We start from the raw sequence: 23502 nt of genomic DNA on the forward strand, positions 1-23502 counted from the left end.
TCAGCAGGCGTCGCAGCAGCCCGAGTCGCCCTGCTTGTTCGGTGCGGTGAGGTTCAGCGCCTGCGGCGTGGCCGGGGTGACGGTGGTGACCTCGGGCAGTGGGGTGCTCTTGGCGGCGCGGATGGCGTTGAGGATGACCAGGACCTCGGCGAACTCGTGGATGAACACGACGGTGGCGAGGCCCATGACGCCGAAGGCGGCGAGCGGGATCAGCACGCCGATGATCGCCAGCGAGAAGCCGACGTTCTGGAGCATCACCCGGCGGGCGTGCCGTGCGTGTGCGAGGACCTGGGGCAGGTGGCGGAGGTCCTCCCCCATGAGCGCGACGTCGGCGGTCTCGATCGCCACGTCGGTTCCCATGGCGCCCATGGCGATGCCGACGTCGGCGGTGGCCAGCGCCGGGGCGTCGTTGACGCCGTCGCCGACCATGGCGATCTTGCGGCCGTTGCGCAGCCGTTCGACCAGGGTGGCCTTGTCCTCGGGCAGGAGTTCGGCGTGGACGGTGGTGATGCCCGCCTGGCCGGCCAGAGCCGTTGCGGTGGCGGTGTTGTCTCCGGTGAGCATCGCGGTGTCGATGTTCAGGCCACGCAACCTGCTGACCACCTCGGGGGCCTCGTCGCGGAGCTCGTCGCGGACCGCGACGGCGCCGAGCAGAGTTCCGTCCCGTTCGAGGAGCACGACGGTGGCGCCTGCCTGCTGAAGGCGTTCGACCTCGCCGCGCAGCGCTCCGGCATCGACCCAGCCGGGCTTGCCGAGCCGCACCGAGGCGCCGTCGAGGGTGCCGGTCAGGCCGTGACCAGGTACCGCGGTCACGTCGTCCGCGGCCGGCACGGTGTCCGTGGCCTGCAGGATCGCGCGGGCCAGCGGGTGCTCGCTGCGGGCTTCGAGGGCGGCGGCGACGGCCAGCACCTGCTCGCGGGTGTTCTCTCCGGCGGGCAGGACGTCCACCACGCGCGGGGCGTTGCGGGTCAGCGTGCCGGTCTTGTCCAGCGCGACCGTGCCGATGCGGCCCAGTTCCTCCAGCGCGGCACCGCCCTTGATCAGCGCACCCTGCCGGCTCGCCGCACCGACCGCGGCGACGACGGTCAGCGGAACAGAGATCGCCAGCGCGCACGGAGAGGCGGCGACGAGTACGACCAACGCTCGTTCGAGCCACAGCATGGGGTCACCCAGCAGTGCGCCGATCCCGGCGATGGCCGCGGCCAGGATCATGATCGCGGGAACGAGCGGGCGGGCGATGCGGTCGGCGAGGCGTTGCCCGACGCCCTTGCGGTCCTGGGCTTCCTCGACGATGTGGACGATGCGGGCCAGCGAGGAGTCCGAGGCCCGTGCGGCGACCTCGACCTCGATCGCGCCGCCGCCGTTGATCGCGCCGGCGTGCACGGTGTCGCCGGGCCCGGCCTCCACGGGTACCGACTCGCCGGTGATCGCGGACAGGTCCAGGTTCGTGTGGCCGGTGCGGATGATCCCGTCCGTCGCGGCACGTTCACCTGGACGCAGCACCATCCGGTCGCCGACCACGAGCTCATCCGGCGACACCTGAACCTCGGCGCCGTCGCGTAACACCGAGGCGGTGGGCGGCACCAGGCCGAGCAACGCCCGCAGGCCCCGGCGAGTCCGGACGATGGCGTAGTGCTCCAGGCCCTCGGCGATCGAGAACAGCACACCGAGCATGGCGGCCTCGGTGAGCTGCCCCAACGCGACCGCGCCGATGGCGGCGATGGTCATCAGGGTGGCCACGCCGACCCGGCGCCGCAGCAGGCTGCGCACCGCGCCCGGCACGAACGAGGCAGCGCCCACCACCGCCGAGGCCAACGTCAGACCGTTGCCCACCAACTCAGATCCTGCGGACCCGACCCACCAGCCGGCCGCGAGCAGCACGGCAGCGACGGCGGCCAGTTGCAGCTCGCGGACCTGCCACAAGCTTCCCGGCCCCTCTTCGGGGCCGTGGTCGCCGTCGTGGTCGTCGACCTGCTGGTCGCCTTGCACCGTCGCCGTCCTCGAACGCGGCTCCTGCGGTCCGCAGCACTCGTCAGCCACGACTCACCCCTCCAGTGTTCTGCTGCCTGCCGCACCCGCCACTGCGGGCACGGCCTCCTCGTTCTGATCTCCCAGGACTGCGGCGACCAACGCCCGACCTCGACCGGTCAGCGCGTACATCACCAGCCGGCCGTCACGACGCGACGACACCAGACCGCCGATCTTGAGCTGCCGCAGGTGATGCGACGTCAGGTTCTGCGCGGCACCGACGACCCACGAGGCGTCGCACACGCACAACTCCTCGCCCGTCAGCAACGCCGCCGCGATCCGCAACCTCGTCGGATCACCCAGCGCCCGCGCCGCTGCCGCGGCCGACTCCACCGCGGTCAGCTCCGGCAGACCCGAACGGATCTCCTCGGCATGCGGCAGGTCCAGGCACAACAGGTCACAAGAGTCCCGGCGCTCCTCAGTCACATGCATATCCTAACGCTCGTTGATACGTTGGCACCTACTCCAAGTGAGCGTCATCTCAACGCTCGTTGCTATGTTGTCATCACGAACCCGCCCTCGCCGCACACCGGAGGCCCACGGCAGTGTCCGCCGCTCGCCACCCGAACGACCCGGACGGCCCTTCCGCGGCACCGCCTCACCACCGGCGCACCCGCGCAGAACCCCTGGTCGCGTCCTACCGCCCGTTACCACCGCAGCGCGACGACGCCCCGCGCCGACGCGGCCGGCTGCGGGCCTACAGGCCGCTCGTCTATCTCGCGCCGGTGCTGCTGACCCTGACCTTCCTCACGGTTGTCGACTTCGCTCGCACACCGCAGGACAGCAGGGCCTCCACGGCCGGCGAACAGATCGCCAACGAGGGTCCGACACCGGCGATGTCCAATCCGGACGGTCCCACCGTGCAGGCGGACGGCGCACCGACCAACCCGGCGCGCACCGCCGTCTCCGCCGAACTACCTGGCGGAGGTCCGTTCCCCACCCAGGGCGCGGGCACCTTCCACGTCGTCCCCGGTACCTCGGAGCAGATCGGCCAGGGACGGCTGTCCACCTACACCGTCGAAGTCGAGAACGACATCGTCTTCACCGATGGCGACACCGCCTTCGGGACCGTGGTCCAGGCGACGCTGTCGCACCCCAAGAGCTGGACAGCGACAGGTTCCACCGCGTTGCGCCGCATCGACACCGGCACCCCCGAACTGCGAGTCACCCTGGCTTCCCAAGCCACCGCACGCCGTCTCTGCGGCTTCGACATCCCCTACGACACGTCATGCTTCCTGCGCGCCAAGCCTGGCCACGTCGTGCTCAACGCCGCCCGGTGGGAACGCGGCGCGCAGTCCTTCCAAGGCGATATCGGGCAGTACCGCCGCTACGTGGTCAACCACGAAGTCGGCCACTACTTCAACAACCCCCACCAGCCCTGCGCCGGCGCTGGAGCACTCGCGCCGCTGATGATGCAGCAGACCCTCACGACCGCGAACGACGAACTCTCCACCCTCGTCAGCGACATCCAGAACGACATCGCGGTGCCACGCGACGGCAAGGTCTGCAAGCCGAACGAATGGGTCTTCCCCAACAGGTAGTACCGGGACCACGGCCGCTGACACAGGTGACCCGCGAGCATCCCAACGTGCGGGATCGCCTGATGGTGTCTCGCTATCGTGATCGCGATCCCGGAGACGTTCAGGGACAGCAAGATCTGTCTTTCGAAGGACGGGTACGTGGCCTGGCACCAGTACGCGTTCGGCTTCACCGCGGGATTGTTGATCTCCCTGGTGACCGCCCCGGTCGGCGTCTCCGGCGCGGTGTTCCTCCTGCCGGTGCAACTCAGCGTGCTCGCCGTTCCCAGCCCGGCTGTCACGCCCACCAACCTGATGTTCAACATCGTGGCCACGCCCGGCGCGCTGTTCAGGTACCGGCGGCACGGTTCGCTGGGCGGCCCGCTGACGCGCCAGCTCGTCGCCGGCACTCTGCCCGGCGTCGTCGCGGGCGCCGTGATCAGGGTCTTCGCGGTACCTGGGGCCCGCGAGTTCAGACTCATCGTCGCCGGAGTTCTGCTCCCCCTCGGCGTATGGCTGTGCTGGCGAACCGCACGGCCTCAGCATGACGGTCGACGCCGGGAACCTTCGCCCAAGTTCGTCGTGACGCTCGGTGTGGTCGCCGGCGCGGTCGGTGGCATCTACGGGATCGGTGGCGGCTCGATGCTCGGCCCTGTCCTCGTCGGTTGGGGCCTGCCTGTCACCGTTGTCGCGCCGGCGGCCCTCGCCTCGACGTTCTTGACCTCGATCGTCGGTGCGGCAACCTACGCCGTGCTGTCGTTGACCACCTCAGGCGACATCTCGCCCCAGTGGCTGCTCGGCCTCACCTGTGGACTTGGTGGTCTGCTCGGCGGCTACCTCGGCGCCCACCTCCAACCGCGCCTGCCCGAAGTCCTGCTGCGACGCGTCCTCGGCGGACTCGCGATCAGCCTGGCACTCCTCTATCTCGTCCAGGCGTTCCGCTGACACGTGATGCGAGGCCAACCGGCACGTCGCCTGCTGCGACAGGCATGAGCCCGCCGCAACAGATCGCGCTCATGCGGCGTTCAGTGCCTGGGCCAAGTCGGCGATCAGGTCCTCGGCGTCTTCGAGGCCCACGGACAGGCGGATCAGGCTGTCGGCGATTCCGCGGCGGGCGCGCTCAGCCGGGTCGAGACCGTGATGGGTCGTGGTGATCGGTTGCGTGACAAGGCTTTCCGCGCCGCCGAGGCTGGCGGCGATGCTGAACACGCGCAGCCGGTCCACCACCGCCGCCGTGGCGGCCGCGTCGCCGTCGACGAGGAAGCTGAGCATCCCGCCGTGGCCGCGCATCTGCGTCTTGATGATGGCGGCCTGGTCCCCGGTGGCCAGGCTGGGGTGGTTGACCGCGGTGACGCGCGGGTGGTCGTTGAGGAACTCCGCGACGGCGGTAGCGGCGACGTTCTGCGCGCGGACCCGCACGACGAGCGTGCGGATGCTGCGGGCGAGCAGCGAGGCGATCTCGGGGGCGATCACCTGGCCGAGGTTCTTGCGCCAGGTCGCGATCGGCGCGAGCAGCTCGGCGGGTCCTGCGACGGCGCCGGCGGTGAGGTCGCTGTGGCCGCCGAGGTACTTGGTGGCGGAGTGGATCACGAGGTCGGCGCCGTGGTGCAACGGGTTCTGGTTGACCGGGGTCGCGAAGGTGTTGTCCACGACGACCAACGCACCCACGGCGTGTGCCTGCTGGGAGATCGTGGCGATGTCGAAGACGTCCAGGGTGGGGTTGGTCGGGGTTTCGAAGAACACGATCCGGGTGCGGTCGGTCAGCACGGACGGGATCTGATCGGCTTCCTGGGCGGTGAGGAACGTGGTGTCGATGCCGAGCTGGGGCAGGTTTTCTCCGAGGAGTTCGAACGTGCCGCCGTAGACGTCGCCGAGGCACACGATGTGCTCGCCGGTTTTGAGGTGGGACAGGAACGTCGCGGCTTCCGCGGCCATGCCGGAGCCGAAGGCGAGCGCGGCTTGGGCGTCTTCGAGGTCGGCGAGTTTGTGTTCGAGGGAGCGGATGGTCGGGTTGAGGCCGTAGCGGGTGTAGAGGTTGCCCTCCGCGCGGCCCTCGACGACGTCGAGCAGGTCCGCTGTGGAGTCGAAGGCGAACGTGGAGTGCCCGTAGAGCGGGGTGTGGATCGCGCCTTGGGGATCGCGGACGTCACCGGCGTGGACGCACCGGGTGGACAGGCCTGCGCGACGCTCGGGCGTGGGGTTCGCCTCGGTCATGGGCTCCTGCTTTCTGTGGTGTCAGCTTGCTGCGGCGACGATGTGGTGTGCGGCTTGGTCGATCTGCTCGGCGGTGCTCCAGCGGCCCAGTGACAACCGCAACGCGCCCAGACCGCGTTCCGCGGGCAGGCCCATGGCGGTGAGCACGGGTGAGGGCTGGTGGTCGCCGCTGTGACAGGCCGAGCCGGTGGAGGCGGCGATTGCCGTTGTGGCGTCGAGCAGTTCGTGTCCGGCGATGCCGTCGATGCTGATGTTGAGGGTGTTGGGCAGCCGGGCCGTGTCGGGGCCGTTGAGGTGGACCCGGCCGGGCAGCGCCGTGGTGAGCTGGTGGTGCAGGTGGTCTCGTAGCGCGCGGATGCGGTCATGTCCGCCCGAGGCGAGGTCCTTCGCGGCGAGCTCGGCGGCGGTGCCGAGAGCGACCGCGAGGGCGACGTTCTCGGTGCCCGCGCGCAAGCCGTGTTCCTGGCCGCCGCCGTACACCAGCGGTTCCAGGGGGACACCGGCCAGATGCACAGCGCACCGATTCCCTTGGGCGCGTACATCTTGTGCCCCACCACCGTCACGAGGTCGAGATCGGTCGCGTCGAACGGAATCTTGCCGATCGCCTGCGCCGCATCGGTGTGGAACACGACGCCGTACTCGCGAGCAACGCGCGCCAGGTCGTCGATCGGTTGCAGGGCACCGGTTTCGTTGTTCGCCGCCATGACGGACACGAGGACGGTGCGCGGGGTGATCGCGGCGGTGAGATCGGCCGGGGCGACCAGACCGTTGCCGTCGACCGGCAGGAACGTCACCTCGGCGTTGTGCAGGCGGCGCAACGCCTCGCAGACTTGGAGCACGGCGGGGTGCTCGGTGGCCTGGGTGATCACGTGCGGCCGGCTGATGCCGGAAGCGAGCACGGTGCCGCGGATGGCGAGGTTGTCGGCCTCGGAGCCGGACCCGGTGAACACGATCCGCTCAGCCGACGTGCCGAGAAGTGCGGCGACCTGACCGCGGGCGTGGTCCAGCGCGATGCGCGACTCCCGGCCGTAGCGGTGTGTGCTGGACGGGTTGCCGAACTCGGCGGTCAGGTACGGCAGCATCGACTCGGTCACCGCGGGGTCGATCGGCGTGGTGGCGTTGTAGTCGAGGTAGATCGGTCCGTCGAGTAGTCCACGTGGGACGGTCACGCGTTGACCTTCCTGTTGGGGTGGGTTTCGTACATGCGTGCAGCGACCACGATTCCGGACAGCGCGGTGAGTGCGGCGACCACCCCCACAGCGACGCGCAGGCCCCAGAGGTCGGCGATGATGCCACCGAGCAGTGCTCCTACGGCGAAGCCGCCGTCGCGCCAGAGCCGGTAGACGCCGACTGCTCGCGCACGCCACGCAGGGTGCGCGACGTCGCCGATCGTCGCCAGCAGGGTCGGGTACACCATCGCGGTGCCCGCGCCCAGCAGCACGGCCGCGACCAGCCACATGCCGAACGTGTCGGCGAACGCGACGAGCGCAAGCGCGGCGGCTTGCACGAGCATGCCTGCGGTGATCAGGTGTTTGCGGCCCCAGCGATCCGACAGCGGACCGGTGACCAGTTGCCCCAAACCCCACACGGCCGGGTAGACCGCAGCCAAGACACCGATCTTGGCGACCGAGAGACCAGCGGTGGCGAACAGGATCGGGAACAGGCCCCACGCCAAGCCGTCGTTGAGGTTGTTCACCATCCCGGCCTGACTCGCCGCCGACAGCGCGGGTTCCCGCAGGCTGGTGCGGGCGAAGATCTCCCGATCGCTCGGCATCTCCTGCGTGCCCGCGGAGTGCTGCGCAGCTTCGAGCCGGGCGTGTTCCCGAGTCTCCTTCACGGCGAACACCGTCAGTCCGATCCCGAGGACCACATAGGACAGTCCGAGCAGGAACGGTGCCGGGCGCAGGCCGTAGTGGGCGGCGAGGTATCCGGTGGCGAGCGCGGTGACCGCGACGGCGATGTAGCCGGCGGCTTCGTTGAGGCCCATCGCGAGGCCGCGGCGCGACGGCCCGGCCAGGTCGATCTTCATGATCACGGTGGTGGACCAGGTCAGGCCCTGGTTGACGCCGAGCAGCACGTTCGCCGCGACCACCCAGCCCCACGAGGGCGCCCAGATCAGCATCAGCGGCACGGGGATCGCGGCCAGCCAGCCGGCCAGCAGCACCGGGCGTCGCCCGAACCGGTCGGACCAGGTGCCGGCGAAGTAGTTGGTGGCGGCCTTGGTCAGGCCGAAGGCGACCACGTAGGTGAGCAGGAACGTGTAGCCGGTCAGGCCGAACTCGTCCTTGGCCAGCAGTGGCAGGATCGCGCGTTCCTGGCCGAGCACGCCGCCGACCAGCGCGTTGACCGCGACGAGCAGGCTGAACTGGGCGAGGTTGGCGCGCAGGCCCAGTTGGAGGTTCACCGGCCGCTCTCCAGGCTTGACCCGGTCGCTTCCGCCCAGTCCTGAGGCCCGCCGGTGAGCACGGCGACGTCGAGGTGTCCCGCCTCTTCGAGAAGGCTGGCGGCGCCCATGGCACGTTCACCATGGCCGCACATCACGATCAGCGGTTCGCGAGGCACCTCGTCGACGCGGACGGGCAGATCGCCGAGCTCGACGTGGAGAGCGCCCGGCAGGTGTCCGGAGGCGAACTCAGGTCCTTGCCGGATGTCCAGGACCGGGCCGCTCACCTCGTCCGGTCCCACCAGCCTGGTTGTGGCCGTGGGAAGGTCCGCCGCGATCCACGCGTCCATGCCGCCGGCGAGTTCGCCCGTGAGGTCGAGGTAGCCGATCTTGGCTGCCTGCCACGCGATCTCCGCCGCGTCCTGGTCGGCGCCGCGCACCACGACCAGCGGCCGGTCGTGCGGTGCCAGCCAGCCGAGCCACGACGCGAACACCGGGCGCAGCGGAATCGACAGCGCACCCGGTACGTGCGCGGCGGCGAACTGGTCGACCGGCCGGACGTCGATCAATCGCGCTCCGTCAGCCAGGAACCGCCGCACTGCAGCGACTTCCAGCGGCGGCAGCGCGGGCGTCCCCGTGAGAACGCCTTGGCGGTTGACCTCGCCGAGGCGGCGGAAGTACGGCGGGTAGCTGCCAAGGGAACCGAGCAGCTCCTTCACGAAGGCGTCCTCGTCGGGCGCACGCAGCAGCGGGTTCGTCGCCTTCTCCTGGCCGATCGTGCTGGTGCGAGCCGCGCCCGGTGGGGCGGAGCAGAAGGATCCGGCACCGTGCGTGGGCCAGACGGCCACGTCGTCGGGCAACTCGGCGAGCCTGCGCAGCGACGCGTACTGAGCGCGAGCGAGGTCCTCGGTCCGGTCGGGCGAGACGAGGTCGGTGCGCGCGGCGGCGCCCACGATGAGCGAGCCGCCGGTGAACACCCCGAGCGGGCGGTCACCGTCGAGCAGAAGGAAGGACAGGTGCTCGTCTGTGTGCCCAGGCGTTCCCAGCGCCCGCAGCCGCAGACCGCCGAGGTCGACTTCGTCTCCGTCACGCAGCCCGCTGTGCGCGAACTCGCGGTGTCCAGCCGCCGACGCGAGCACACGAGTGTTCTCGGTAGCGGAGAGCTGACGAGCCCCGGACAGGAAGTCGGCGTGCAGGTGCGTGTCGGCGGCGAACGCCACGCTCAGACCACGCCGCTGGGCAGCGCCGCCGACCTCCCGCAGATCGAGGCTCACGTCGACCACCAGCGCCCGGCCGTCGCCCAGGTCGACCAGATACGCCGAGTTCCCCAAGCCCTCGTCGACTAACGCAAGCACCTCAGGCACGGCCCGCCTCCTTCCACGTTTCCAGTGTTCTACACTATTCCAAGGATGATTGGAGAATCATGGGCGACCGGGATGCCAAGAACGCCTTGTTCGATCAGTTCGCTCGGGTCGGCAAGGCTCTCGCGAGCGGCAAGCGACTGGAGCTGCTCGACCTGTTGGCTCAGGGCGAGCGCACGGTCGACGCGCTCGCGAAGTCGGCTGAACTGGGGCTGACCACCGCGTCGGCGCATCTGCAGACGCTCAAGCAGGCCAACCTCGTGGTCACCCGCCGTGAAGGCACGAAGATCTTCTACCGACTGTCCGGAGACGATGTCGCCGCGCTGTTCGCGTTGCTGCGGACGGTCGCGGACGACCGGTTGCCCGACGTCCGCTCCGCGCGCGAGGCCTACCTCGGCGACGACACGGACGCGGTCACCCGCGAGGAGCTCCTCGACCGCGTCCGGTCGGGGCGCGCGATGGTGATCGACGTGCGACCCGCTGAGGAGTACGCCGCCGGGCACATCCCCGGTGCCGTGTCGGTTCCGCTGGACGAGCTGGCGGACCGGCTGGCCGACCTCCCTGCGGACCAGGAGGTCGTGGCCTACTGCCGTGGCGCCTACTGCGTGATGTCACACGATGCTGTCCGCCTGCTCACCGCGAGCGGGCGAACCGCGCTGCGCCTGGCCGACGGCATGCTCGAGTGGCGGCTCGCCGACCTTCCCATCGCGGTCTGAATCCTCGAGAGATGGACACCCTGATCGTTCGTCATCCTGCCCAGCGACGCATTCTCTCGGTGCTCGTCGCGGCCCAGATCCTCAGCGGTGCCGGTCTGGCCGCGGGCATCACCGTCGGGGCGCTGCTCGCCCAGGACATGCTCGGCGCGACCAGCGCGGCGGGCTTACCCACGGCTCTGTTCACCATCGGCTCGGCTCTCGCGGCCGTCCTGGTCGCCCGCGTCTCCGGTTTGCGCGGCCGCCGCGTCGGTCTGGCCGGCGGTTACCTCACCGGCGCGATAGGGGCCCTCGGCGTCGTCATCGCCGCAGGCACCGACAGCGCCGTGCTGCTGTTCGTCGCGTTGTTCGTCTACGGCGCGGGCAGCTCCACGAACCTGCAGGCGCGCTACGCCGGTGCTGACCTCGCTGCTCCGCAACGTCGTGGCCGCGCGGTGAGCACGGTGCTCGTGGCGACCACGGTCGGCGCGGTGCTCGGCCCCAACCTCGTCACGCCGACCGGTCAGCTGGCCGAGAGCTGGAACGTCCCGGTCCTCGCGGGGCCGTTCATCCTCGCGGTGTTCGCCTACACCGCGGCCGCCGTCGTGCTGTGGGTGATGCTGCGGCCGGACCCGCTGCTCACCGCGCGGTCCCTGCCCGCAGGCCCCGTCACGACCGGCAATTCCAGCGGAGACTCGCGACTGTTGCTGATCGGCACGACCACCATGGTGATCATCCAGCTGGTGATGGTCGCGATCATGACCATGACACCGGTGCACATGCGCAACCACGGTCACGACCTGGCGGCCACCGGATTCGTCATCGCCGTGCACGTTGCCGGGATGTACCTGCCGTCACCGCTGAGCGGCTGGCTCGTCGACCGGTTCGGCAGGCTGCCCGTCGTCGCCGCGTCCGGTGCGACCCTGCTCGCGGCGGGTCTGGTCGCTGGATTCGCGCCCGCCGACTCCACCGCGTTGCTCACCGTCGCGCTCGGGCTGCTCGGGTTGGGCTGGAACTTCGGGCTGATCAGCGGTACCGCACTGATCACCGACGCGGTGCCGCTCGAATCCCGCGCCAGGGTGCAGGGCCGCATCGACATGGCCATCGCCGTGGCCGGCGCGACCGGTGGCATGGCCTCCGGCTTCGTGGTCGCGAGCAGCAGTTATCCCGCTCTGTCGTTCGCGGGAGGGATCATCGCGCTGGCTCTCGTGCCACTGGTCGCCGCCCGCCCGCGCGTCACAGTCTGAATTTCTGGTTCGATCTGAGGCTGCGTGTCGAGTTCCGGTGGGGTTCGATCGTCTTGTACTCGACGAGATGACCGACCCACCGGAGGTGCGTGATGCGACTCGACGTGCTGGACCACGAGCACCGGCTGCGCGTCCGGATGTTCTTCTCCTTCGCGGAGCTGACCTCGCGGGTGCCGATGTCCGACGTGCCGAAGACCTTGCTGTACCGACCGGAGTTCCTCGGGACCCCGCTGCTCGACCTGTCCGCCGAGATGATGCGCGGCCCCTCGTTCTGGACCGCCGGTGAACGCGAGTACATGGCGATGTTCACCGCCCAGCTGCAGCAGTGCCCGTTCTGCGTAGAGAGCCACACCGAGATGATCAAGATCGCCTCGAACGGCGAGATCGACGCCGCCGATCCCGGCTCGGCACGTCCCGAGCTCACCGCGGTGCTGGCCCTGCTGGAGAAGGTCACCACCACGCCTGACGACGTGAGCGCTGCCGACATCCCGCAGGGCGTGGGGCGCGAAGCGGTGCTGGACGCGTTGCACGTCAACCTGATCTGGAACGTCGTCAACCGGCTGGCCAACGCCTTCGGCTTCCAGCTCGGCTCCGAGGAGCAGCTCCTCAAGGGCACGAAGTCGCTGCACCGCTTCGGCTACCGCTTCCCCGGCTTCCTCACCGGCCCGACGAACGGCACCACAACCGGTGAACGGCACAGCCGGCTGGCCCGCAACCTGCGCACGACGGTGTTCGAGGCGCCGGGCAAGACGGATCCGGCGACACGCCGTGCAGCGGCGACAGGCGAGCTGAGTGACGCGCCGTGGGCGTCGTACGCCGCGAAGGTGCGCGACTCGTCGTTCCGCGTGACCGACACCGACATCGCCGACCTCAAGTCAGCCGGTCTCAGCGAGGACGAGATCTTCGAGATCACCGCCGCCGCGGCCGTCGGCGCCGCGCTGCGCAGCCTCGACGCCGGCCTGCGCGCGGTCCCGCACGCCTGATCGAAAGTCCTCACAACCGAATAGTGGCAGGCTGGCTCAAGCCTTGACCGCAGCCACCCGCTCGACCATGCCGAGCTTGAGCCGCTCCTGCCGTTGCACCACGAACCCGGCCTGCTCCACCAACGGCAACGGCCGGCGGGTCTGGTAGTCGCCGCACATCCGCACGCTCAGCTTCTCCATCAGAGACTGTCCGAAGTGGACGATGCGGTGGTGGCTGCCGATGTGGTCGAGCAACAGCAGCTTGCCACCGGGACGCAGCACTCGGTACATCTCGGCGATCGCCTCGCGCTCGTCCGGAACACCGCACAAGCCGAGTGTGCAGACCACGGTGTCGAACGACTCGTCCGCGAACGGCAACGCCTGCGCGTCCCCCTCGTGCAACTCAACTTCACTCCCGAGCTCGGCCGCGCGAGTGCGGGCGATGCCGAGCATCGCCGGACTGAGGTCCAGGCCAGTGATCCTGACGTCCGCCGGGTAGTGCGGGAGGTTGAGGCCGGTGCCGATGGCGACCTCCAGCACCTCACCGGTCGCCTGTGCACACACCCACTCGCGGCCACCGCTGAACTGGAGGCGTTCGAAGAATCCGATGTCGCGGTCGTAGCGCGGCGCGTACCGATCCCACACCTCACGCAGACCTTCAGTGTCGAGCTTCTTGCTCATGTCGATTCCCCTTCAGGCAGCAGTCCACGCGTGAGCAGGCCTGCCAGCGTGGATGGAACGGCAGCGGTGTCCTGAGGCTCTTGCTGAGCGGGATCCCAGTGCAGATGCACCGCCCACAACACGCAGGTCTCCAGGATCGTGCGAGCGACCAGCGGCGCCGGTCCGGGAAGCCGCAACGCCTTGCGCCGCTGGAGATATTCGATCAGCACCACAACGAGGCCCGAGCGACCCTGGCCGAACCAGACATCAGCCAACTCCGGCAACTCGGGGGCGCAGCGGTCGACCAGCTTGATGCTGACCCGGTGCCGGGACAGCGTGTCGTACAGGTTCGTGATGATCTCGGTCAGCTCCACGGCGAGCGGGCCGCGTCGTCGTTTCGACAGCGCCTCGACCAGCCGTAGCTGCTCGACCTCGCCCCGGAGCCGCTCGGCCACCATCGCAGCCAGCTCGCCCTCCGCCGGCGCACGAACCGGCAGGTCGGCTACCTCGGGCCACGGCTCCGCCCCGTCGGCGAAGCGCAGTGCGGCCCCGAGCAACGCGTCCTTGTTCTCGACGTAGCCGTAGACGGTGCCCTTCGCCACCCCCAGCGCGTCGGCGACGTCCTGCATCTGGGTCCGTTGAAAGCCTTGCGCGATGAACGTCTCGGCCGCGGCTGAGACGAGCTTCGGAAACATGTCCGCTGAACGAGTACGTGGCACTCGCCGAGCATAAATGACCGACTGAGTCAGTCAACACCGTTCGCCGCCCGGATGGCGCTGTGCACCACCAGGGCGATGCGATCAGCGGCCTGATCCGGGTCAGGCCGGCCCGCGTCGAGCCAGGCGATCACGGCCTCGAGGGTTGCTGTCGGCACGTACTGCACCGCCCAGTCCAGCCATGGACCTTCCGGAATCACCGCGGCCAGCTCGCGCCGGGTGACCTCCGCCGACATCGCCTGCATTCCGTTCACCACGTCACGGAAGTCCGGTTCGCGCACCGCGTGGCGGAACAGCAACCGGAACCCGTCCGGATCTTCGGCAGCAGCACGCAGCAGGGCGGAGATACTGCTCTCGTCGTAGTCACCAGAGCCGACCGTTGCTTCCAGCCGAGCACACGCCCGATCGAGCACAGCCCGGTACAGGTCAGCCTTCGAGTCGAAGTGCCGGTACAGCAACACAAGTGTGACCCCGGCTTCAGCAGCCACACCGTCGAGTCCGGTCGCCACGTATCCGGTACGAGCGAACGCGCGGGTCGCAGCGTCCAGGATCTGCTCCCGCCGCTGCGTGCGGGGCATGCGCCGCACATTTTGAGGACCCGCCACTACTGCACCTCCACTTGTTTAGGTCAGACTAGACAAGTAGCTTTGTTTAAGTCAACTTATACAAGTTGGTCTGAACAAGGGGGCGACCGACGACGTCTCCACCGAGGAAGCCGCCATGCTCTCCATGGCGCTGCTGTTCGCCGGCCACGAGACGACCGTGGCCCAGATCGGAATGGGCGCGCTGCTCCTGCTGACCAAGCCTGCTCAGTGGAACGCCCTGCGCGACAACCCCGGCCTCATCCCGAATGCCGTCGAGGAGATCCTTCGCGCGCCCGGCAAGGGCGGCGGCGGGATCCCTGCTATGCCCGCACCGACGTGGAGATCGACGGTGTCGGGATCAGCGCCGGCGACCTCGTACTGCTCGACGTCGGCGCCGCCAACCACGACGCGTCGAAGTTGCTCGGACACCACGCGGTCGTTGTGCGGATGGCGGGGATGACCATCCAGCACAGCGACGATCCAGAGATCCGGCAGGTCGCGTTCGAGATCGAGACGGGCAGGATCGAGCTGATCACCCGAGCGCTCGACCGCACCGGCGACAGCAGGATCGCGAAGCTGGGGCAGCGCTCGGGCCGCGCCTTCGACGTCGCGTTCCTCAAGCTGATGCTCCGGCACGACCAAGCCGAGACGACCTTGGTCAAGAAGGTTCGCCCAGGACACAGGCCCGAGGTCAAGCAACTCGCATCCCTGCTCTCCGCACGTGCCGTCCACCACTGAGAGAAACGATGTCCGCACAACTGCTCCTCCAGGCGTTTCCCCTGGCCAGCCACAACGGCGAAGGCAGCACGTGGATCCTCAGCGTGGTGGCCCTGGTGATCGTCGCCTGCCTGGTCACCGTCGGCATCGCGCAGTACCGCGACCCCGGCAGAGCGGCCAACCAGGAGATGCGCCGCATGCTGATGGGCAACGGCCCGCGCCGGTCGTTCGTGACCGAGTCCGAAGAGGACGGAAGGTCGACCTGACGTGCATTTCGCACCGCATGGTTAGCATGGCGCGGTGACCGGACGTCCGGAGCTGCCCAAGACGCTGCGCGTGGTGCGCGGCGGGCTGCTTGCGACGTGCGCGACCGCCCTCACCGTGACCGCTCACGGCGTTGGCGGCGGCGATTTCCCGGACGGCGCGATGACGTTCTTCGTCACCGCGCTCGTCGGCGCCGCCGCCACGGCGCTCGCGGACCGGAAGCGATCTCCAGTGGCCGTCGTCCTGGCTCTCGGTGTCGCGCAGCTCTTCATGCACCTGCTGCTCAACACAGGCGGTTCACACCACGGCCCGTCGACCGAGTCGGACAGCCTGCGAATGGCGTTGGCACACGTGCTGGCTGGCCTGCTGCTCGGCGCGTTGCTGGCGAAGGCCGACGCGTGCCTGCTCAGCTTCATCACGGCCGTGCGCCGGACGCTGCCTATCCTCTTCGCGCCGATTGCCGTACCTCGGACCATTTCGAGGCCGGTCACCGAATTCGCGGATGTGCTGCACGGCGTAGTCGTGTTCACGTCCGCAAGCAGACGCGGCCCTCCGCTCCCCCGCTGACATCACCTTCCGACCGGTCCTCACGGACCGGTGTTCTGTCATGCGAGGAGCACCATGTCCCCGAAGTACTCACGCGTGTTCGCGTCGGCCGCGGTCATCGCGTGCGCGGCCACGCTGTTCACCAGCGGAGTGGCCTCCGCACACCTGGAACCTGTGCCAGGCCAAGCAGTCAAGGGCAAGTCCGCGACCATCACCTTCAAGGTTCCCAACGAACGGCCAGATTCCGGAACCGTCTCGGTGCGGCTCGACCTGCCCGCCGAGTTCCCGCTCCGCACGGTCCGCGTGCGCAGCACCACAGGTTGGACGGCCGACGCCGTCAAGGCCAAGCTCGACCAACCGGTCAAGACCGGCAACAGCGAGATCACCGAGGCGTTCCGCAGCATCACCTGGACCGCCACGCCCGGCACCCGCATTGCTCCCAACGAGTTCGCTGAGTTCGCCGTGACTCTCGGCACGATGCCGGACAACACCGACAAGCTCGTGATCAACGCCGTGCAGACCTACGAGAGCGGCGAGGTCGTCAACTGGAACCAGCCACCGCCTGCGCAAGGCCAGGGCGAACCAGATCATCCCGCGCCCGTGTTGAAACTCGTCGCGAACGACGCTGAAGCCGCAGCCGATTCCTCCGGTGAGCACAGCAATTCCGTCCCCGCTGCCACCGCGGCACCGAGCTCGTCCGGTACCTGGCTGGGTGGCTCAGCGCTCGGCGTGGCCGCGCTGGCCCTCGGAATCGCGATCGGCACCGCCGTGCGCTCCCGCCGCACCCCACAGACCGGAGACTCGAAGTGAAGCGCGTACTGATCCTCCTGCCGATCTTCCTCTTGTCGTTCCTGGCGACGGCTCCCCTGGCGTCGGCACACACCCAGTTGATCTCCAGCGATCCCAAGGACGGCGCGGAGGTCACCGCCCCACCGCAGCAGATCACGTTGACGTTCAACGAACCCGTCCAGGTCGACCAGACCACCGTCACCATCACCGGCGCCGACGGCACCGCCTGGACCGTCGGCCAGATCACCGGCAAGGACGCCACGCTCCTCGTACCGGTCACCCCGGCCGGACCAGCGGGCCTGTACACGCTCAACTTCAAGATCGGCTCGGCCGACGACCACGCCGTCACCGGAGCCATGAAGTTCACCATGACCGTGCCACTGACCACCACGACGACTCCGCCACCGACCACGACCACGGCGCCCAGCTCGGCAGCGCCTTCCATCGCTCCCGCGGCGGACGTGCAGAGCGATCAGAGCGGCGGAATTGCCTGGTGGATCTGGCTGATCATCGCCGCAGGTGTGATCGTCACGATTGGCGCCGCCGTGTTCCTGAGGAAGCGCTCGGCAACGTCAGCGTGACCCTCGTCCACACGGGACACCATGCGGGTGTCCCGTGTGGACGAGGCCTGACGGCGTCGGTCAGATCGCGGTATCTACCGGGAGGTCGAGCTGTCCGTGACGGGCATGACCTGCGCGGCATGTGAGGCCAGAACTTCGCTCAAGCTGAACAAGCTCTCCGGTGTGTCGGCGACCGTCAACTTCGCCACCGGCCGCGCCCAGGTGGACGTGGACGGCGGCGTGACGGACGAGATGCTCGTCGAAGCCGCCGTCCGGGCCGGCTACGGCGCTGAGGTCGTTCGGCCGGCGGAGCCTGAACCGGACGGCCGCGACGAGGCCGAACGCTCTCGCGACCTGTGGCGCAGGCTCATGGTCGCCGTGGTGCTGTTCGCGCCACTCGCCGACCCGTCGATCACCTTCACCGTCCTGCCCGGCTGGCGGTTCCCCGGCTGGCAGTGGTTGCTCCTGAATCGAGCCAGACCGATGTAGCGGGTGAACGGTGCTACCCGTCGAGTCGCGCAGAACCTGTCAACTGCCGGTGGCCTTCATCAGTTCGGCGGTGACGCCGTAGGGCGTCAGCAGTGGGACGCGGGTGTCTCAGGCTGCTTCGCGCAACGGAGCGCCATCCCACACAACTGCTTCACCGTCGTCGGTGAAGGCAGCGGGTGAACGATCGGCCCCGGCTTCTCGGTGCTCTGGGTGGTGTCCGTCATGCCGACATTCTCGTACCTGCTCCGATCCCACCGGGCTGGGCGCGCCGAAGCGTCCAACTCGCCCTGCTCAGTACGGCGGCACCTCGCCTTGCGTGTAGCGGCGCTGCAGGTTCGCCTCCAGCACAGGCTGGGCCATCGGCAGAACATCGATCGCGGTTTCCCGCTCGAAGGTCACGTACCCGACACGCCGGCCGGTCGTCGTGTTCAGCCAGGCCCACAAGATCCCAGGGATTCTCGGCGGAAGGATGAAGCCCTTCTCGCGCGTCAGCAGCGTTGGCGGCCTCGAGCCACGTGTGAACATCGCCGGGAAGACTTGGTCTCGTTCGATCCAGACCTCCACGCCTTGCTCCCGAACCTGGCCCAGCTCCCGCGACACCCGAATGCCATCGAACATAGGTTCGATTCTGTGCCGGATGGCATCACGAACACAAGTCGGGCAACGGTGGCCAACCACGCTGCTGCAACCGACGTTGTCATCCCGGCTTGACATCGACCAGAAGCTCACGGACGGCGCCGTCCCTCGCTCTGGTGCTGCAACGAATGCACGCCTTCGCCCGGCTGCGGCACGCGTCCAGGTCCGTCAGCACTCACCGCAGAAAACGAGCATGCGCGCGATCACGGTTCCATCTCCTCGTCGAGGTTTTCCAGGTAGATCGGCAGGCAGAGCATCCAGGGTTGTTCGCGGAGGTGACCGGCGTCGGCTCAACTCGATGCGCATCACAGGCCGGCGGCCTGGTCGGCCCTACCTCATGTCCCTGGGCACGACCTCAGCAATCAGAGCCCGCACGACGTTGATGTTCTCGATGGGCAGCGGCCTCTGCGATGAGTTCCAGCGACTCCCCCGTCCCCAGCGCCGCGTCCTGCAAGCTCGCGAACCGCTGCGCGCACTGAGCTGTCAACTCTGGCTCCTCGACGTACTCAGCCTTGAGGAACGTCTCGAGATATGCCACGTCGTTGTGCTGCCGGTGAGGAAACTCGAGCAACGTGAAGGGAGAGCCCATCGCCGGATACACTCCCGCATTGCATGGCACCACCCGCACGCTCACCGCCGGATGCTCGCTGACCTCCATCAGGTGCAGCAACTGTGCTTTCATCACCCGCGGCCCGCCGACGATGTTCTGCAGCACTGCCTCGGGGAACACCGCCTGTACCGTCAACGGATCCTTGTCGTTCAGCCGCGATGACCACGCTTCCCGCACCATCGCCAGCCGTGCCGTGCGCACTGGATCGTCCAACTGCAGCACGGCGTTCGTGTAGCCGGGAAGCTGGAACACCGTCGGAACCAGATCGAGGGTGAAGACCCGCATCAACGTCGCCTCGAACACCAGGTTCGCGAAGTCCGCCGCCGGATCGAACACCACGTCGTTACCTGTGGAGCAAACCCGCGTCCGTTCCGCGGACTGCACACGCAGCACAACGGCCTGCCATTCCGGAGTGGGCACCTTGTAGACGTACCCGAGCGCCATGACGTCCACGGGCGACGACGGCTGCACCGCGTTCTCCATCGTGGATAGCTTGGCGCTGCTGAAGCCCACACGCTGGCCGGCTTCAGCAAGACTCAACCCGCGCTCATTGCGCCACCCGGCCAACTGCCGCCCGATGGCGCGTTCGAGCGTCGTGGCCCGGAAGTCTTTCGGCATTCTGAGTTCCAAGGTGTCGCGGTGCGGAGCGTTTCAGTTTCTCCGGAACCAAAAGAGGACGGCCGAACCATCGGCGTACAGTCACTTCGCTGTCGGCTGATGGGAACTAGCAGCTAGCCGTTCCGCGATATCGATGATCAGCAGTTTGGCGCTCTCACAGTCCAAACTGGACTCACCGAGTGCCGTAACAACCCTCCCGTAGCCCTCGACTGAGGCCTTGTCCTCCACGAACACCGTGGACGTGTCGTTCTCGATGCACACCAGGGGCTCATGGGCCTTGAAGGTCAAGCGAGTGAACGGCCCCCTCATGCCCGGATGGGCACCCAAGGCCGCAGGAACGATTCGAATGTTGATCTCAGGTCGGACCGACATCTGCAGCATGTGATGTAGCTGCTCGACGTGGACTTCGTCTCCACCGACGGGAAGCGCAAGGGCTAGCTCGTGCAGGTAGAATGTGTAGGTCAGGCCACGTAGCTGGAACTGCCGGTCATTCAGCTCCAGGCGAGCTGCGATCCATGCGTCCAGTTCCTTGTCAGGGACAGTGGACGAGGCGGTGATCTCAGCACTCATGTGGCCCGGAATCTGAAGCAGGGCAGGCAATCCGTGTGGATTCCAGGTGGTGACGGTGTCGGCCGCAGCGAGGTTCTCGGCCAGCGTCCGGGGCCAGGCCGGCGGGCAGATCCCGTGCTGCTGCAACCAGTTCTTCTCACCCATGGTCGGATAGAGACGCTGCAGGTGCTTGCGTTCAGCGGCTTTGAGTCGGCAGGTGCCGAGCAAAAGCGCAAGGTCGACGTCGTCGGCTCCACCCCTGCCGTTCACCACGTTCGACAGCTTGGCTTCGTCCCAGCCAACAACACCGGCGAGTTCACGTGAACTGTAGCCCGTGCTCTCGATGGCCTGACGGAGACTGGCGCCAAACTCGCGCCCCTTGGCCGTGGAGAATCGCTTCGGCATCCCTTTTCCTTGCGGCGAATGGCAAACACCCGATCTGTTGCGCCTTCAGCTAACCGGCCTGATCCAGTCGTGCACCAGACCGCCGATCTCGCACGGATCCGGCAGCAAACTCACATTCGCCACCTCTGAGCTGCAAGGATCGGACGAAACGGCACGAGCGACACGATTGGGTGATTGCCTCGCCGTCCCCGAAGTTGGGCAAGCAGAGTCGCGACTTCCCCAACGGGAAGTGGTTCCACGGGATTGGCTAGGGTGCCGACGTGACCGCATCGCACTCGCCTACTCCTGCCGCTGAGGTCCTCCCAGTGGAGCAATACGTGAAGACGCTGGCCCGTAAGCGTATGGCGGCTGGCGTACTTTTCCACGACAACGCGGGCCGAGTACTGCTGGTCCAGCCGTCCTACAAGGACAACTGGGAGATTCCTGGTGGCGCGGTGGACGCTGACGAGTCTCCTTGGGCGGCCGCGACCCGCGAACTCACTGAAGAGCTGGGCTGGGAGAGGCCCTTGGGGCGGTTGCTGGTGGTGGATTACGTGTGCCCTCAGGACTCACGTCCTGAAGGCGTGATTTTCGTGTTCGACGGCGGCGTGCTGGACGAGACTGACCTGGTAAGCCTGGTGTTTCCGGACGGCGAGATCCTGTCGGCTCGACTCCACACGATGGACGAAGCCCGCGGCAAGGTGAAGCCGCTCCTGGCCGACCGCCTGGTCGTCGCATTGGAGGCTGCGAATCAAGGCACGACCGCGTTGTGCGAGCAGGGACAGCGAGTCGCTTGATCGCGACCCGCCGCCGCCTACCAGCTTCTCCTTAAACAGTCCGCGCTGCGGACTCGAGCCGACTGCGCGGTGGGGGCACCGTCGCTTTCATTCCGGCGACGTGGTGCTTCCCCGCAGCCCGGTAGAGGCTGTCATGGATTCCGTCTGCGTAGAGCAGTCCGCTCAGATCGCGGCGGGTTTTGGCCGTTTGGCAATCGGCACGAAAGCCAGACGCACCGAGCAGCAACGCAAGCTCGGCGACGGTCGTATTGGCCACGTCGATGCCGTGCGCTTTCGTCGCGGCGCCCCACAGCTCCGCTTCCGAGCCTCCTGCCTCGGCGACGTTGGACGCCATGACGGTGCAGAGCAGGGCAGTCGCCAGTTGAACGTGTGCGCGCCCCAGGGTTATCAGTGCGGAATCCCGCAGCCGAGGCAACTCTCCGCTGGACTGCCGGGCGGAGAGCCTGGCGGTCACGGTGTCGAAGACAGCGGCAGCGCCACCTAGCGCGGTGGCCGTGACGAGTGGTCGATAGCCGGCGAAGTGCTGACGCAGCAGCCTCATCCCGCTCCCGTCCAGCACGTCGTCCCGCCTGATCGGCACGGCGTCGAGTTCGAGAACGCCCCACGTCCAACCAGCAAGTCCGGTCGGTGGAATCGGATGCCGACGAAGGCCTTCCTCGGCGGCATCGACAGCAGCGGCAGCAAGGCGACCATCAGGTGTTCGGAAGAACAGCACGAACACCGCCGCTTCGTTCAGTCGGCTGATCCACGTCTTACGACCCGTCACCAGCCACGTTCCGGCTGGTCCCGCAACTGCTTGAGAGCGGGTCTCCGCTGGTCGCGATCCGCCATGGCCCTCGGTGACGGCGATCCCCGCCAGCTCGCCTGTCCGCAGCCGCGGAATCCACTTCTGCCGTGCTTCCAGACTGCCGTGACGAGCGATGAGCGACCCGTGACCAAGCCCAATGGAATTGCGCAGATCGATGTCCCGATAGCCACATACGAACTGCAGCAGCACGCGGTACAACGCGGGATCGCCCTCCGGTCCTGCGAGGCCGCAGCCGGCGAGGTCCCGTCGAATCGCCTGGAGACGACTGCTGCGTTCGGCGCCTGCCGGCAGACCCGCATCCACGGGGTAGGTCGCTACGGCACGATCCAGCGCGTCCGCGAACGCCTCCAGCCGCCTCCAGTCGACCAGGCCGCCAGGGTCCAACGCGCCCCGCAACGGCCTCAGCCAGGCATTGATCGCCTCGCGCGCAGCGGCTTCCTCATTCGTCAGGACCGGGTTCACAACGTCTCCCCGCGCACGGCAGCGGGGTGTCCGAAAGCCAATGCACCCGGTGGGATGTCGCGAGTGATCACCGATCCCGCTCCGACGAGAGCGCGCTCGCCGACCGTCACGCCGGCCAGCACGACGCAGCCGCTCCCGACCTTCGCTCCAGCCTCGAACCGCGGCGGCGCGAGCACGGGCTCGCGATGCGGGTCGCGCCACGTCAGCGTCTTGTCGTTGATCGTGCGCACACCGGCGCCAAGAAACACTCGGTCGGCGATCACGGTGGCGCTGGTGATGTGAGAGCCGGGCGAACAACGCACGTTGCGGCCTATTCGGGTGTCGCGTTCGACGGTCAGAAGGTGGCCGAGTTGCGTGTCCGCGCCGACCTGCACGGCGGTGCGCAGCAGCGTGTGGTGCCCGACCATCGAGTTCACACCTACGCCTACCTCGGCGTATACAACCGCGCCGGAACGAACCGTCACTCCCGCGCCGATCACCGTACCGCCGCCGGCACCAGGCCGGATCTTCCTGACCGCATACCCGAGTTCGGGCTTGCCGACGACTGCGTGCTCCTCGACGCGTGCCTGCTCGCCGATCGTTGTGCCGCCGTGCACGACCGCGAACGGCCCGACCACGGCCCCGGCGTAGATCGTGACCGGCCGCGTTGTACCCAATTCGTCGACCGGCACGAACAGCGCGAACCTGCTGATCACCGCGTGGCCTTCGACGTGCAGCAAGCCAGCGCGTTCCAGCTCCGACGCGGTCATTTCCTGCACGGTTGTGGTGTTGCTCATCGTGTCCCCTCCTCCGCGGTAGGAGTGGGAGACCTACCGCGTCGATGCCCAGGACACGGCCTCCGCTACCTCGCTGACCAGTGGAGTTGCCGAGGTCGATCACTCATTTGCAAGGTATGCAAACCGGCTGGCA

Annotated in this window: 27 protein-coding genes and 1 pseudogene; 13 read left to right on the forward strand and 15 right to left on the reverse strand. The window is 68.1% G+C overall.

The window, feature by feature from the left end; genetic code table 11:
* Both ACSHWB_RS45225 and ACSHWB_RS45230 read right to left on the reverse strand, forming a co-directional pair.
* Positions 1–2040: a heavy metal translocating P-type ATPase gene (locus ACSHWB_RS45225; protein WP_439659500.1), complete on the reverse strand. Its 2040-nt coding sequence runs from the start codon at positions 2038–2040 to the stop codon at positions 1–3.
* A gap of 3 nt (positions 2041–2043) precedes the next feature.
* Positions 2044–2454: an ArsR/SmtB family transcription factor gene (locus tag ACSHWB_RS45230; RefSeq protein ID WP_439659501.1), complete on the reverse strand. Its 411-nt coding sequence runs from the start codon at positions 2452–2454 to the stop codon at positions 2044–2046.
* 119 nt (positions 2455–2573) lie between these two features.
* Here ACSHWB_RS45230 and ACSHWB_RS45235 point away from each other — a divergent pair, with 119 nt between their 5' ends.
* Both ACSHWB_RS45235 and ACSHWB_RS45240 read left to right on the forward strand, forming a co-directional pair.
* Entirely contained in the window at positions 2574–3569 is a 996-nt protein-coding gene (locus ACSHWB_RS45235) for a DUF3152 domain-containing protein (RefSeq protein WP_439659502.1), read from the forward strand.
* A gap of 78 nt (positions 3570–3647) precedes the next feature.
* Entirely contained in the window at positions 3648–4490 is an 843-nt protein-coding gene (locus ACSHWB_RS45240; protein ID WP_439659503.1) for a sulfite exporter TauE/SafE family protein, read from the forward strand.
* A gap of 69 nt (positions 4491–4559) precedes the next feature.
* On the opposite strand, the gene ACSHWB_RS45245 is transcribed toward ACSHWB_RS45240, so the two are convergent.
* From ACSHWB_RS45245 to ACSHWB_RS45265, 5 genes and pseudogenes are all read right to left on the reverse strand, one after another.
* Entirely contained in the window at positions 4560–5759 is a 1200-nt protein-coding gene (locus ACSHWB_RS45245) for a trans-sulfuration enzyme family protein (RefSeq protein ID WP_439659504.1), read from the reverse strand.
* A 21-nt stretch (positions 5760–5780) separates the two neighbouring features.
* The gene (locus ACSHWB_RS45250; protein ID WP_439659505.1) at positions 5781–6272 is read right to left on the reverse strand and encodes an aminotransferase class V-fold PLP-dependent enzyme; all 492 of its coding nucleotides are present in this window, start codon (positions 6270–6272) and stop codon (positions 5781–5783) included.
* A 53-nt stretch (positions 6273–6325) separates the two neighbouring features.
* Positions 6326–6841: pseudogene (locus ACSHWB_RS45255) on the reverse strand (cysteine desulfurase family protein); the annotation flags it as partial.
* Between the two features lie 83 nt (positions 6842–6924).
* Positions 6925–8163, reverse strand: a complete 1239-nt coding sequence (locus ACSHWB_RS45260) for an MFS transporter (RefSeq protein WP_439659506.1) — start codon at positions 8161–8163, stop codon at positions 6925–6927.
* Positions 8160–9506 (reverse strand): MBL fold metallo-hydrolase, encoded by a 1347-nt coding sequence (locus ACSHWB_RS45265; RefSeq protein ID WP_439659507.1) that lies wholly within the window; start codon positions 9504–9506, stop codon positions 8160–8162. Before ACSHWB_RS45265 ends, ACSHWB_RS45260 begins: the two co-directional genes overlap by 4 nt.
* Before the next feature lie 59 nt (positions 9507–9565).
* Here ACSHWB_RS45265 and ACSHWB_RS45270 point away from each other — a divergent pair, with 59 nt between their 5' ends.
* The 3 genes from ACSHWB_RS45270 to ACSHWB_RS45280 all read left to right on the forward strand — a co-directional run bounded on the left by ACSHWB_RS45270 (position 9566) and on the right by ACSHWB_RS45280 (position 12425).
* The gene (locus ACSHWB_RS45270; protein ID WP_439659508.1) at positions 9566–10219 is read left to right on the forward strand and encodes an ArsR/SmtB family transcription factor; all 654 of its coding nucleotides are present in this window, start codon (positions 9566–9568) and stop codon (positions 10217–10219) included.
* 11 nt (positions 10220–10230) lie between these two features.
* Positions 10231–11442, forward strand: a complete 1212-nt coding sequence (locus ACSHWB_RS45275) for an MFS transporter (RefSeq protein ID WP_439659509.1) — start codon at positions 10231–10233, stop codon at positions 11440–11442.
* A gap of 92 nt (positions 11443–11534) precedes the next feature.
* Complete coding sequence (locus ACSHWB_RS45280) at positions 11535–12425, forward strand: carboxymuconolactone decarboxylase family protein (RefSeq protein ID WP_439659510.1); 891 nt, start codon at positions 11535–11537, stop codon at positions 12423–12425.
* Positions 12426–12461: 36 nt separating this feature from the next.
* On the opposite strand, the gene ACSHWB_RS45285 is transcribed toward ACSHWB_RS45280, so the two are convergent.
* From ACSHWB_RS45285 to ACSHWB_RS45295, 3 genes are read right to left on the reverse strand one after another with little or no spacing between them, the layout of a single operon-like run.
* Positions 12462–13085, reverse strand: a complete 624-nt coding sequence (locus ACSHWB_RS45285; protein WP_439659511.1) for a class I SAM-dependent methyltransferase — start codon at positions 13083–13085, stop codon at positions 12462–12464.
* On the reverse strand, positions 13082–13759 hold the full coding sequence (locus tag ACSHWB_RS45290; protein ID WP_439664791.1) for a helix-turn-helix domain-containing protein: 678 nt from the start codon (positions 13757–13759) through the stop codon (positions 13082–13084). Before ACSHWB_RS45290 ends, ACSHWB_RS45285 begins: the two co-directional genes overlap by 4 nt.
* 50 nt (positions 13760–13809) lie before the next feature.
* A complete protein-coding gene (locus ACSHWB_RS45295) occupies positions 13810–14358 on the reverse strand; it encodes a TetR/AcrR family transcriptional regulator (protein ID WP_439659512.1) in 549 nt (182 codons plus the stop codon).
* Positions 14359–14500: 142 nt separating this feature from the next.
* Between ACSHWB_RS45295 and ACSHWB_RS45300 the strand changes: the two genes are divergently transcribed.
* From ACSHWB_RS45300 to ACSHWB_RS45330, 7 genes are all read left to right on the forward strand, one after another.
* Positions 14501–14824: a hypothetical protein gene (locus ACSHWB_RS45300; protein WP_439659513.1), complete on the forward strand. Its 324-nt coding sequence runs from the start codon at positions 14501–14503 to the stop codon at positions 14822–14824.
* Entirely contained in the window at positions 14821–15102 is a 282-nt protein-coding gene (locus tag ACSHWB_RS45305) for a DUF4142 domain-containing protein (protein WP_439659514.1), read from the forward strand. The genes ACSHWB_RS45300 and ACSHWB_RS45305 overlap by 4 nt, the downstream gene beginning before the upstream one ends.
* 8 nt (positions 15103–15110) lie before the next feature.
* Complete coding sequence (locus ACSHWB_RS45310; protein WP_439659515.1) at positions 15111–15347, forward strand: hypothetical protein; 237 nt, start codon at positions 15111–15113, stop codon at positions 15345–15347.
* A gap of 34 nt (positions 15348–15381) precedes the next feature.
* Positions 15382–15912, forward strand: a complete 531-nt coding sequence (locus ACSHWB_RS45315; protein ID WP_439659516.1) for a hypothetical protein — start codon at positions 15382–15384, stop codon at positions 15910–15912.
* 54 nt (positions 15913–15966) lie between these two features.
* Positions 15967–16701, forward strand: a complete 735-nt coding sequence (locus tag ACSHWB_RS45320) for a YcnI family copper-binding membrane protein (protein WP_439659517.1) — start codon at positions 15967–15969, stop codon at positions 16699–16701.
* Positions 16698–17261, forward strand: coding sequence for a copper resistance CopC family protein (locus tag ACSHWB_RS45325; protein WP_439659518.1), 564 nt, complete (start codon positions 16698–16700; stop codon positions 17259–17261). Before ACSHWB_RS45320 ends, ACSHWB_RS45325 begins: the two co-directional genes overlap by 4 nt.
* Before the next feature lie 96 nt (positions 17262–17357).
* Positions 17358–17729, forward strand: a complete 372-nt coding sequence (locus tag ACSHWB_RS45330; RefSeq protein WP_439659519.1) for a cation transporter — start codon at positions 17358–17360, stop codon at positions 17727–17729.
* 291 nt (positions 17730–18020) lie between these two features.
* On the opposite strand, the gene ACSHWB_RS45335 is transcribed toward ACSHWB_RS45330, so the two are convergent.
* The 3 genes from ACSHWB_RS45335 to ACSHWB_RS45345 all read right to left on the reverse strand — a co-directional run bounded on the left by ACSHWB_RS45335 (position 18021) and on the right by ACSHWB_RS45345 (position 20547).
* Positions 18021–18347 (reverse strand): hypothetical protein, encoded by a 327-nt coding sequence (locus ACSHWB_RS45335; RefSeq protein WP_439659520.1) that lies wholly within the window; start codon positions 18345–18347, stop codon positions 18021–18023.
* 373 nt (positions 18348–18720) lie between these two features.
* Positions 18721–19593, reverse strand: coding sequence for a helix-turn-helix domain-containing protein (locus tag ACSHWB_RS45340; RefSeq protein WP_439659521.1), 873 nt, complete (start codon positions 19591–19593; stop codon positions 18721–18723).
* An 81-nt stretch (positions 19594–19674) separates the two neighbouring features.
* Complete coding sequence (locus ACSHWB_RS45345; RefSeq protein WP_439659522.1) at positions 19675–20547, reverse strand: helix-turn-helix domain-containing protein; 873 nt, start codon at positions 20545–20547, stop codon at positions 19675–19677.
* Between the two features lie 317 nt (positions 20548–20864).
* On the opposite strand from ACSHWB_RS45345, the gene ACSHWB_RS45350 reads away from it, so the two are divergent.
* The gene (locus tag ACSHWB_RS45350; RefSeq protein ID WP_439659523.1) at positions 20865–21323 is read left to right on the forward strand and encodes an NUDIX domain-containing protein; all 459 of its coding nucleotides are present in this window, start codon (positions 20865–20867) and stop codon (positions 21321–21323) included.
* Positions 21324–21354: 31 nt separating this feature from the next.
* Here the strand turns inward: ACSHWB_RS45350 and ACSHWB_RS45355 are convergent, their stop codons facing one another.
* Complete coding sequence (locus tag ACSHWB_RS45355) at positions 21355–22593, reverse strand: acyl-CoA dehydrogenase family protein (protein ID WP_439659524.1); 1239 nt, start codon at positions 22591–22593, stop codon at positions 21355–21357.
* Positions 22590–23369: a hypothetical protein gene (locus tag ACSHWB_RS45360; protein WP_439659525.1), complete on the reverse strand. Its 780-nt coding sequence runs from the start codon at positions 23367–23369 to the stop codon at positions 22590–22592. Before ACSHWB_RS45360 ends, ACSHWB_RS45355 begins: the two co-directional genes overlap by 4 nt.
* Positions 23370–23502 lie beyond the last annotated feature (133 nt).

Origin of the sequence: Lentzea sp. HUAS TT2 (assembly GCF_051853195.1) — a bacterium.
In the GTDB taxonomy this organism is placed as follows: domain Bacteria; phylum Actinomycetota; class Actinomycetes; order Mycobacteriales; family Pseudonocardiaceae; genus Lentzea.

Bases quoted from the DNA above. Each gene is read 5' to 3' on its own strand.
- ACSHWB_RS45300 (WP_439659513.1), top strand. From the start codon at position 14,501: ATGCTCTCCATGGCGCTGCTGTTCGCCGGCCACGAGACGACCGTGGCC.
- ACSHWB_RS45335 (WP_439659520.1), bottom strand. From the start codon at position 18,347: ATGTTCGATGGCATTCGGGTGTCGCGGGAGCTGGGCCAGGTTCGGGAG.
- ACSHWB_RS45310 (WP_439659515.1), top strand. From the start codon at position 15,111: ATGTCCGCACAACTGCTCCTCCAGGCGTTTCCCCTGGCCAGCCACAAC.
- ACSHWB_RS45280 (WP_439659510.1), top strand. From the start codon at position 11,535: ATGCGACTCGACGTGCTGGACCACGAGCACCGGCTGCGCGTCCGGATG.
- ACSHWB_RS45320 (WP_439659517.1), top strand. From the start codon at position 15,967: ATGTCCCCGAAGTACTCACGCGTGTTCGCGTCGGCCGCGGTCATCGCG.
- ACSHWB_RS45345 (WP_439659522.1), bottom strand. From the start codon at position 20,547: ATGCCGAAGCGATTCTCCACGGCCAAGGGGCGCGAGTTTGGCGCCAGT.
- ACSHWB_RS45295 (WP_439659512.1), bottom strand. From the start codon at position 14,358: ATGCCCCGCACGCAGCGGCGGGAGCAGATCCTGGACGCTGCGACCCGC.
- ACSHWB_RS45290 (WP_439664791.1), bottom strand. From the start codon at position 13,759: ATGTTTCCGAAGCTCGTCTCAGCCGCGGCCGAGACGTTCATCGCGCAA.
- ACSHWB_RS45305 (WP_439659514.1), top strand. From the start codon at position 14,821: ATGACCATCCAGCACAGCGACGATCCAGAGATCCGGCAGGTCGCGTTC.
- ACSHWB_RS45340 (WP_439659521.1), bottom strand. From the start codon at position 19,593: ATGCCGAAAGACTTCCGGGCCACGACGCTCGAACGCGCCATCGGGCGG.
- ACSHWB_RS45275 (WP_439659509.1), top strand. From the start codon at position 10,231: ATGGACACCCTGATCGTTCGTCATCCTGCCCAGCGACGCATTCTCTCG.
- ACSHWB_RS45360 (WP_439659525.1), bottom strand. From the start codon at position 23,369: ATGAGCAACACCACAACCGTGCAGGAAATGACCGCGTCGGAGCTGGAA.
- ACSHWB_RS45285 (WP_439659511.1), bottom strand. From the start codon at position 13,085: ATGAGCAAGAAGCTCGACACTGAAGGTCTGCGTGAGGTGTGGGATCGG.
- ACSHWB_RS45270 (WP_439659508.1), top strand. From the start codon at position 9,566: ATGGGCGACCGGGATGCCAAGAACGCCTTGTTCGATCAGTTCGCTCGG.
- ACSHWB_RS45245 (WP_439659504.1), bottom strand. From the start codon at position 5,759: ATGACCGAGGCGAACCCCACGCCCGAGCGTCGCGCAGGCCTGTCCACC.